This window comes from Micropruina sp., assembly GCF_027492755.1.
Classification (GTDB): Bacteria; Actinomycetota; Actinomycetes; order Propionibacteriales; family Propionibacteriaceae; genus Micropruina.
In genome coordinates, this window is sequence record NZ_JAPUED010000154.1 from 1 (window position 1) to 8,855 (window position 8,855).

6 protein-coding genes are annotated in these 8,855 nt (G+C 68.4%); all 6 read right to left on the reverse strand.

The window, feature by feature from the left end; genetic code table 11:
• Positions 1–66: 66 nt before the first annotated feature.
• A complete protein-coding gene (gene ppc, locus Q0066_RS10940; protein WP_298132824.1) occupies positions 67–2,826 on the reverse strand; it encodes a phosphoenolpyruvate carboxylase in 2,760 nt (919 codons plus the stop codon).
• A gap of 73 nt (positions 2,827–2,899) precedes the next feature.
• Complete coding sequence (locus Q0066_RS10945) at positions 2,900–3,547, reverse strand: response regulator transcription factor (protein WP_298132826.1); 648 nt, start codon at positions 3,545–3,547, stop codon at positions 2,900–2,902.
• Positions 3,544–4,686, reverse strand: a complete 1,143-nt coding sequence (locus Q0066_RS10950) for a histidine kinase (RefSeq protein ID WP_298132828.1) — start codon at positions 4,684–4,686, stop codon at positions 3,544–3,546. Before Q0066_RS10950 ends, Q0066_RS10945 begins: the two co-directional genes overlap by 4 nt.
• Positions 4,659–5,126 carry a hypothetical protein gene (locus tag Q0066_RS10955; RefSeq protein WP_298132830.1) on the reverse strand — a complete coding sequence of 156 codons (468 nt, stop codon included), beginning with the start codon at positions 5,124–5,126 and terminating at the stop codon, positions 4,659–4,661. Before Q0066_RS10955 ends, Q0066_RS10950 begins: the two co-directional genes overlap by 28 nt.
• 181 nt (positions 5,127–5,307) lie before the next feature.
• Positions 5,308–7,056 carry a PQQ-binding-like beta-propeller repeat protein gene (locus tag Q0066_RS10960; RefSeq protein ID WP_298132831.1) on the reverse strand — a complete coding sequence of 583 codons (1,749 nt, stop codon included), beginning with the start codon at positions 7,054–7,056 and terminating at the stop codon, positions 5,308–5,310.
• Positions 7,057–7,208: 152 nt separating this feature from the next.
• A partial coding sequence (locus Q0066_RS10965; protein ID WP_298132833.1) for a glycogen/starch/alpha-glucan phosphorylase occupies positions 7,209–8,855 on the reverse strand: 1,647 nt, incomplete at its 5' end.

An 8,855-nucleotide genomic window follows, 5' to 3' on the forward strand; every position in this document is an offset into this window, starting at 1 on the left:
TGAGCTTGTCGAAACCAGGGATCTCGACAAGCTCGATCAACGGGTGGGGGGCTCGATCAACGGTGACTACCCGGTGTTGCGCAGGCCGGCGGCGACACCGTTGACGGCCAGCAGCAGGGCCCGCTCCAACTGGGGATCACGGTCACCGGCGCGCAGCCGGGCCAACATCGCCACCTGCAGGTAGCTGACCGGGTCGAGGTAGAGATCTCGGACGCTCAGCGTGCGCTTCAGGATGGGCTGGTTGTCGAGCAGCTCGTCCTCGCCGGTGATCGCCAGGATCGCTGCCACCGTCCGGTCGTGCTCCTCGGAGATCCGGTCGAAGATGTGGTGCAGCTTCGGGTCGACCAGCGACGCCACATAGTGCCGGGCGACGTCCAGCCGGGTCTTGGTCAGTGTCATCTCCACGTTGGAGACGAAGGTCCGGAAGAAGTGCCACTGCTGGTACATCTCCTGAAGCTGATCGCCCAGGCCCGCGGCCACCGCGGCGTCGAGGCCGCTGCCGACACCGAACCAGCCGGGCACGATCTGCCGCGTCTGCGTCCAGCCGAACACCCACGGAATGGCGCGCAGCCCCTCCAGCCCCGAGCCGCTGTCGGGCCGCTTGGACGGCCGCGAACCGAGTTTCAGCGCGCCCAGCTGATCGACCGGCGTGGACTGCCAGAAGTAGGGAGGCAGGTCGGGATGCTCCACCAGCGAGCGGTACGAGACGAAGGCGGCGTCCGAGACGGTCTGCATGGCGGCGTCCCACTGGGCCAGCTGCTCGGCGCTCTGCCGCGAGCTCAGGTGCAGGGTGCTGGCCTCGAGGACGGCGGCCAGCGTCAGCTCCAGGTTCTCCCGGGCCAGCGCGGGCAGCGTGTACTTGTCCGAGATCACCTCCCCCTGTTCGGTCACCTTGATCTCGCCCTGTAGTGAGCCGAACGGCTGGGCCAGGATCGCCTCGTGGGTGGGGCCACCGCCGCGGCCGACGGTGCCGCCGCGGCCATGGAACAGCCGCAGCTGGATGCCGTGCGCGGCCGCCACATCGCGCAGCACCCGCTGAGCCCGGTGAATCTCCCATTGGCTAGTGGCGATGCCGGCGTCCTTGTTCGAATCGGAGTAGCCCAGCATGACTTCCTGGACGTCGCCCCGCAGCTTCACCAAGGCCCGGTAGGAGGGGTCGGCGAACAGCTTCTCGACGATCTCGCCGGCGGCCCGCAGCTCGGTGACCGTCTCCAGCAGCGGCACGAAACCGACCGTGGCGAGGTTCTCGGTGACGTCGACCAGCCTGGCTTGGCGGGCCAGCAGTACGGCCGCCAGCAGGTCGTCGGCGCCCCGGGTCATCGAGACGATGTAGCTCTCGATGCAGGCCGAACCGAACCGTTCGTGCGCCTCGCGGATGGCCTCGAAGGTGGCGTAGGTGCGGGTGCCGTCGGCGTCCAGCGGTGGCGGTGACGGGGCCAGCGGACGGCGCTTCGCCAGCTCGGCGGACAGCACCTCGAAGCGCTCGTCGGCGTTCAGCGACGCGTAGGGGACGCCCAGCTCACCCAGCCGGTCGAACAGCTGACCGAGCGCGTGGTGGTGCTTCTCGGAATGCTCCCGGACGTCCATCGTCGCCACCCCGAGACCGAACGCACTGACCGTGCGGATCAGCCGGGTGAGGCGTCCGCCGGCGAGCAACTCGGCCGAGTTCGCGATCAGCGAGGCGCGGACCAACTCCAGATCGGCCAGCAGCCGGCTGCTGCCCCGGTAGTCGTGGCCGGGCCGGTGCGGCTGGTCGTCGCGGATCCGGCGGGCGGTGTTCACCAGCTTCTGCCGGACGCAGTGCAGCTTGAGCCGGTACGGCTCTTCGACATGCACCCGGCGGACGTGCTCGTCGAGCTCGGGCAACAGCTCCAGATCGGTCTCCAGGCTGGCCTGCAGCTCGGGGCTGATCCGGCGCAGCCGTCCGGACGTGGACACCTCGCCGATCACGCCGTCCAGCTCGGACAGCAGCACCCCGATGCCGACCAGGTGCTGCCTGTCGAGCACCTGCAGGGTCGTCTCGGCGGTCACGTTCGGGTTGCCGTCGCGGTCGCCGCCGATCCAGTTGCCGAGCGCCAACGGGGCCGCGGTGACCGGCAGGTAACCGCCCTGCTGAGCCACCTCGTCGGCCAGATCGTCCAGCAGTTGCGGGACGGTGTCGGCCATCAGCGCAGCGGCGTAGAACAGTACGTTGCGGGCCTCGTCCTCGACGGTGGGCTGGTCGACCCGGAGTTCGTCGGTCTGCCACAGCGTCTCGATGATCCGCTTCAACTCACGATCGCGGAGCCGCTCGGCACGCGGGGTCAGCTCGTCGGGGGCCTGCAGCAGGGCGTCGCCGATCTGCCGTAGCTGGATCAGCGTGGTGCGCCGGCTCGCCTCGGTCGGATGGGCGGTGAACACCGGCCGCACCTGCAGCTTGGCCAGCGCCGTGGTCAGCGCGGGGGCGCCCAACTCGTCAGCCACCTGGTCGATGGCCCGGGCCAGCCAACCGGTGCCCTCGGGACGGTCGTCGAAGGTGCGGATGCGGGCCACCTGCTCGGCGATGTTGGCCAGATGGAAGTAGGTGCGGAAGGCGCGGATCAGGTTGACCGCGGTCGGCAGATCGCTGGTGTTCAGCCGCCGGGTGAGGGCCTGCTGGGCCTTCCGGTCACCGGCCAGCGCCTCGCGGGAGAGCCGGCGGATCTCTTCGATCTGGTCGACGAGTTCGGGGGATTCCTGGCGAGCCAGGGTCTCGCCCAACAGATCGCCGAGGCGCCGGATATCGCGGCGCAGTCGGACGTCGTCAGGTTCGTCGAGGAATCCGGGCAAGGCAGCGACGTCGGTCACGGGCCCCTCCTTGTGCGGGTGGCGGATGACGACGCTGTCTCGGGCGACCCCAGGGTAGCGGGTCCGGCCCGGCTCAGCGCACGACGACCAGGCCCGAGGTGAAGGCCAGCGCGGTGGCCTGGGCGCGGTCGCGGCAACCCGTCTTGAACAGGATTCGTGAGATGTGGGTCTTGATGGTGCCGACGCCGACGAACAGCCGCTCGGCCAGTTCGGTGTTGCTCAACCCTTCGGCGAGCAGGGCCAGCACTTCACGCTCGCGGGCGGTCAGGCCGGCCACCACCACACTGGGGCTCCCGGACACCGGCAGGGATGCCAGCGCGGCCAGCACCTGCCCCGCCACGGCCGGATCGAGCCACACCTCGCCGTCGGCGACCCGCCGGATCGCCGGAGCCAGGTCGTCCGGATGCCGCTTCAGCACGTAGCCGGCCGCGCCGGCGCGCAGGGCCGCTACGACGTCCGGGTCGCCGTCGAAGGTGGTCAGCAGCAATACCGGCGGGGCGGCGTCGGTGGCGCAGACGGCGCGGGTCGCTTCGATTCCGTCGAGCCGCGGCATCCGGATGTCCATCACCAGCACGTCCGGACGGCAGGCTTCGACCAGGGCGCCCGCCTCGTCGCCGTCCGAGCCTTGGCCGACCACGCTCAGGTCGGCCTCGGAACCCAGGACGGCTGCCACCCCGGCCCGGATCAGCGGGTCGTCCTCGACGATCGCGACCCGGATCATCGGACGCCCACCGGCAGCCGGGCGGCGAGCCGGTAGCCGTCGTCGTCGGCCTCGGTTTCCAATGCGCCGCCCAGTCTGCCGAGCCGGTCCCGCAGCCCGGTCAGGCCGCGTCCACCGGTCGGCGGCAGCGCGGGCAGAGTGTCGCCGGCGCGGGCCGGGAAGTCGGCGATGTCCACCCGCAGTTCGTCGGCGCTCCAGGCCAGCGCGATCCGGCAGCGGGTACCGGACGGCGCGTACTTGAGGGTGTTGGTGATGCCCTCCTGGATCGCCCGGTAGATCGCGGTCTGAGCCTCCGGGGCCAGTTCGACGCGGCGTCCGGTCTCGACGAAGTCGACCGCCAGACCGGTCTCGGCGGCGAGGGCGAGCAGCGCGGGAAGATCCGCCAACTGCGGTCCGCCGGCGGCCAACGGTTCGCGGGGCATCAGGCCCAGCGTTGTCTGGATCTCTTCCATGGCCCGGCGCGCCGCGGATTCGATGCCGCGCAACGCACCCGGATCGGTGACTCCGGCGGAGCGGGCGGCGGCGGCCTGCAACAGCACCGTGGTGATCGTGTTCGCCACCCCGTCATGCAGTTCCCGGGCCAGCGACAGCCGTTCGTGGTGGCTCGCCTCGAGGCGCAACCGCTCCTGATCGGCCTGCCAGGCCAGCAGTCGTTCGCTGCGCAGCGCGACGCGCCGTCCGGACGCCCACGCCACCCCACCGGCGATCAGCGACAGCAGAACCCCTTGTGAAAAGCCAATCCACTTGCTGTCCACCGAGATCGACAACACGTACGAGTGGGTGACCAGCGGCACCGCCGCCAGCCAGCCCCAGCGGGCCGTGGCGGCCGGAGAGTTCGCGGCGACCGCGAAAGTGGCTATCAGCAGTCCGGCCACCGGCTGCCACAGCGGGACCAGCAGGGTGACCATCGCGAACGCGACCTGCACGCCGAACACCGCCAGCGGACGGCTGCGCCGCCAGAACAGCGCCGTGTGCGCAGCGACCGTGACGCTCACCGGCAGCCACAGCGGAACCTGGCCGCCACTGATCAGGCGGGCCTCGCCGTCCCAGAACAGTAGGTCCACGGTGATCGCGGCGGTGACCACCAGCAGACTGCGCAACGAGGAGGACATCAGTTCTTGTGGCACATCGAGAGCCACGGGAACAGCATGCACCAGCCGCTGGCGCGGCTCGTTCCGCGCGGCGCCGCGGCGCCTATCGGAACCGTGCTCGGGGCGCTCAGTTCGATCATCCACATCGCGGCTTCGGAGGCCAACTCACCCTCCCGGTGACCGAACTCACGGACGGCTCGCAGCTGGCTGTGCGGAGTGTCCCCGGTCAGCCAGGCGATGCCTACCGCGGTCGGTGTCGCGCCGTCGCGGAGTGCTGCGGCGGCGTCCGGATCGGCGAGGACCAACTCCTGTTTGATCAGTTCGCCGCGGCCCAGCACCGAAGGCCGTGATGCGCCCTCGAGCCGGCCGAACAGCACCACGAACAGTGCGGAAGGCTCACCGTCGCGAGGGCCGGTGAGCACCGGGGCACCGATGATCGATTCGAGGTCACGGACGACCTTGGAGAACTTCTTCGCCTGCTTCGCCATGGGAGGGCTCCTGTTGACGGGAATGCTCCACATGAGCCGCCGCGCCCGTTTCCTGATACCGATTTCCTCGGCAAGCCTCCTTAAGGAGGCGTCGATCAACGCGCCCCTTGGTTGAATCTGTCGAAACAACCTCGTCAGAGCCGCCTCTATTGAGGGACTCGACAAGCTCGACCAGCGGCAGTCAGGAAATCCGGATGCCGTACAGCTTCTTGGCGTAGGTGCCGACCACCAGCATGTTGTTGTAGACGGCGGGCGAGGCCTCGATGTTCTTCTCCAGCTGCAGCGTCGAGAAGTCCTTGCCGGTGTTCGGGTCGAACAGGTGCAGCAGGCCGCTGGAATCGCCCTGGATGCCGTAGACGTGGCCGTCGGAGCCTTGGATCAGCAAGGGGGAACTCCACGAGAAGGCGCCCATGGTGCGCTGCCACACGACCTGGCCGGTCTTCTTGTCCAGCGCCACCAGGTCACCCTGCTTCTCCGACGCCGTCCGCGCCATGGTGACGAAGACCAGGTCGGAGACGTCGCCGAAGCCGAGCGCCGGGGTGGCCATCATGCCGCCGTTGACCGCGTTGTACTGGGCGTTGATCTCCCACTTCCAGACCTCTTTGCCGGTCAGCGCGTTGATCTTGCGGAAGGTGACCGGGCCGGATTTCGCGCCGTTGTCGCCCTCACCGCGCTTGTCGAACTCGTTGCCGGTGTAGATGAACGGGCCATCGGGGGTGTTCTCCAACACGATGGTGGCGTCGGTGTCGTCACCGGTCGGGAACACCCAGACGACCTGCATCGTGGTGGCGTCCCAGCAGATGATGTTGCCGTCGTTGTCGGGGGCGTACATCAGGTTGCGGTAGGCGGCCGCCGAGCCTTCGATGCCGTGCCGGGCGTTCGGATCGCCGGTGTCGTAGCGCAGCTTGGTGAACTGCGGATCGACGCTGACCGTCTTGTTCGCCGGGTCGAATTTGGCGTTCAGCTTCACCTTGTAGATCAGGCCGTTCTCGGCCGGCTCCATCAGCGTGTCCGAGGCCGCGTTGACCAGCGCGGAGGAGTCGAAGGCACCCCAGTCGCGCGGCGCGGACGGGTCGGTGCCGTTCCAGCCGCTGACCTCCTTGTTCTGGATCAGGTCGAAGATCCGGTAGCGCCAGTCGCCGGTCTTGTCGCCGTTCTGGTTGAGGCCCATCCCGGAGTAGAGCAGCGGGTAGCCGCGCGGATCGATGGAGCCGGTGCCCTTGAAGGCGAAGCCGACGTCGATCGGCGGCTTGGTGTCCTTGCCGGTGGCCAGATCCATTCGGTAGACCTTGCCGTCGACAACCGGGTAGATCACCTCGACGAAGTTCTTGTCCTGCACCTGTGCCGGGTCGAGACCCATGGCCGCCTTGGTCTGTTGCGGCCAGTTGACCATCAGCGGCTGGCCCGTCCAGCCGGCGCCGGCCCAGTAGGAGCCCTCGGCCTTGACGTCGCCGGTGTCGTGGGTCCAGGCGATCTCCAACTTCTTGTTGGTGATGTCGGCGGTGCCGTAGGCGGGTGCGTTGCGGTAGTTGTTGCCGCGGAAAGTGAGCACGCCCGGAATCTTGGTGTAGGTCTGCGGGTCGCCGAACGCCACCGGGCCGGCCGGGGTGTAGTTCGCGATCTGCTGGTTGTCGCCGTTGAACAGCTCCCAGGTGACGGTGCCGTCCGGAGCGAACGGACGGCTGAACTTGCCGCCACCCAGGGCCGTGGGCGCCGTCCAGCCGGGCAGTGAGTCGAGCGGTATCTGCAGTTTCGCCGGATCGGTCTGCGGGTTCACCGAGGCCGAGGCGGAGGCCGTCGGCGAGTTCGGGCGCGGTGATTCGACGAAGACGTCCGGGGCCGTGCACGCGCTGAGCGTCAGGGCGCCGGCCACCCCGACGATCGCGAGACCGAGCAGGGGACGGCGGGGGCTGCGGGAGGTAACAGGCACGTTGGCGAGTGTAGGCGCGGCTCCCGAGTGCTTCCGAAACCCCACGCGGCGTGCCTCCGCCCGGCGAAACGTCGAGACCCCGGCGTCCGCCGGGATGACGGGCGAGCGTCGCCATCTGTCATCCGGTGAACACCGGGATCTCGTTGCTCGGCTCAGAGTGCCGGCGGGGTGTTCCAGATCCGCTTGATGTAGTCCTTCATCGACCGGTCGGAGGAGAAGAAGCCGCAGCGGGCGACGTTCAGGATCGCCGAACGGGTCCAGGCCTCCGGATCGCCGTAGAGGGCGTCGACGCGCTGCTGGGCCTCGATGTACGAGCCGAAGTCGGCCAGGGCCATGAACCGGTCGTGGTGCACCAGGTTGGAGACCACCGGCTCGAAGGTCATCGGGTCGCCGCCGGAGAAGTGACCGGACGCGATCAGGTCGAGGGTGGCCTTCAGTTGCGGGTTCGATTCGTAGTACTCGCCCGGGTGGTAGCCGCGAGCGCCGAGCTCGGCGACCTTGGGCTCGTCCATGCCGAACAGGAAGAAGTTGTCGTCGCCGACCAGTTCGCGGATCTCGACGTTCGCGCCGTCGTCGGTGCCGATGGTGAGCGCACCGTTCAGGGCGAACTTCATGTTGCCCGTGCCGGACGCCTCCATGCCGGCGAGCGAGATCTGCTCGCTCAGGTCGGCCGCCGGGATCAGCCGCTCGGCCAGTGTCACGTTGTAGTTGGCCGGGAAGAACACCTTCAGCCGACCCTCGACCAGCGGCTCGTTGTTCACGCTCGCGCCGACGGCGTTGATCAGGTGGATGATCTGCTTCGCCATCCGGTAGCCCGGGGCGGCCTTGGCGCCGAAGACGAAGCTCCGCGGGGTGACCTCGGACGCCTTCACCTTGCCCGAGATGATCTGCTCGTACAGCGACACGATGTGCAGCAGTTTCAGCGTCTGCCGCTTGTACTCGTGCAGCCGCTTCACCATCACGTCGAGCATCTGGTCGGTGGGCAGCTCGATGCCGTCACGCACCCGCAGCCGGTCACGCAGCCGGATCTTGTTGGCCTGCTTGGCCTTGGCGAACGCCGCCCGGAACTCGGGATCCTCGGCCAGCGGCGCCAGTTCCTGCAGCCGTTCCAGGTCGGTGACCCAGCCCGAACCGATCGCGTCGGTGATCAGGTTCGACAGGTCGGGGTTGGCCAGCTTCATGAACCGGCGCGGCGTGACGCCGTTGGTGACGTTGGTGAATTTGTCCGGCCACAGTTCGGCGAAGTCGTTCAGTACCTTGTCGCGCAGCAATTGCGAGTGCAGGGCGGCGACACCGTTCACCTTGATGCCGGCCACGGTCGCCAGGAAGGCCATCCGGACGCCGCGGTCGGGGTACTCGGCGATGATCGACATCCGGCCCAGCCGCAGGTAGTCGTCCGGCCAGGTCTCGCGGACCAGGTCGAGGAACTCTTCGTTGATCCTGTAGATGATCTCCAGGTGGCGCGGCAGCAGCCGTCCGAGCAGGTCGACCGACCACACCTCCAGTGCCTCCGGCAGCAGGGTGTGGCAGGTGTAGGCGAAACACTTCGAGGTGATCGCCCAGGCCTCGTCCCACTCGAAGCCCTTCTCGTCGATCAGGATGCGCATCAGCTCGGGCACCGCGATCACCGGGTGGGTGTCGTTGAGCTGGAAGATGACCCGCTCGGGCAGGTCGTGCAGGTCGAAATCGGGACCCTGGCCGTCGATGAAGTCGCGCAGCGAACAGGCCACGAAGAAGTACTGCTGCTGCAGCCGCAGCTCCTTGCCCTGCGGGGTGGAGTCCTCGGGGTAGAGCACCTT

Excerpts from the sequence above, each read along its gene's own strand:
- Q0066_RS10955 (WP_298132830.1), bottom strand. The coding sequence starts at position 5,126 with ATGGCGAAGCAGGCGAAGAAGTTCTCCAAGGTCGTCCGTGACCTCGAA.
- Q0066_RS10945 (WP_298132826.1), bottom strand. The coding sequence starts at position 3,547 with ATGATCCGGGTCGCGATCGTCGAGGACGACCCGCTGATCCGGGCCGGG.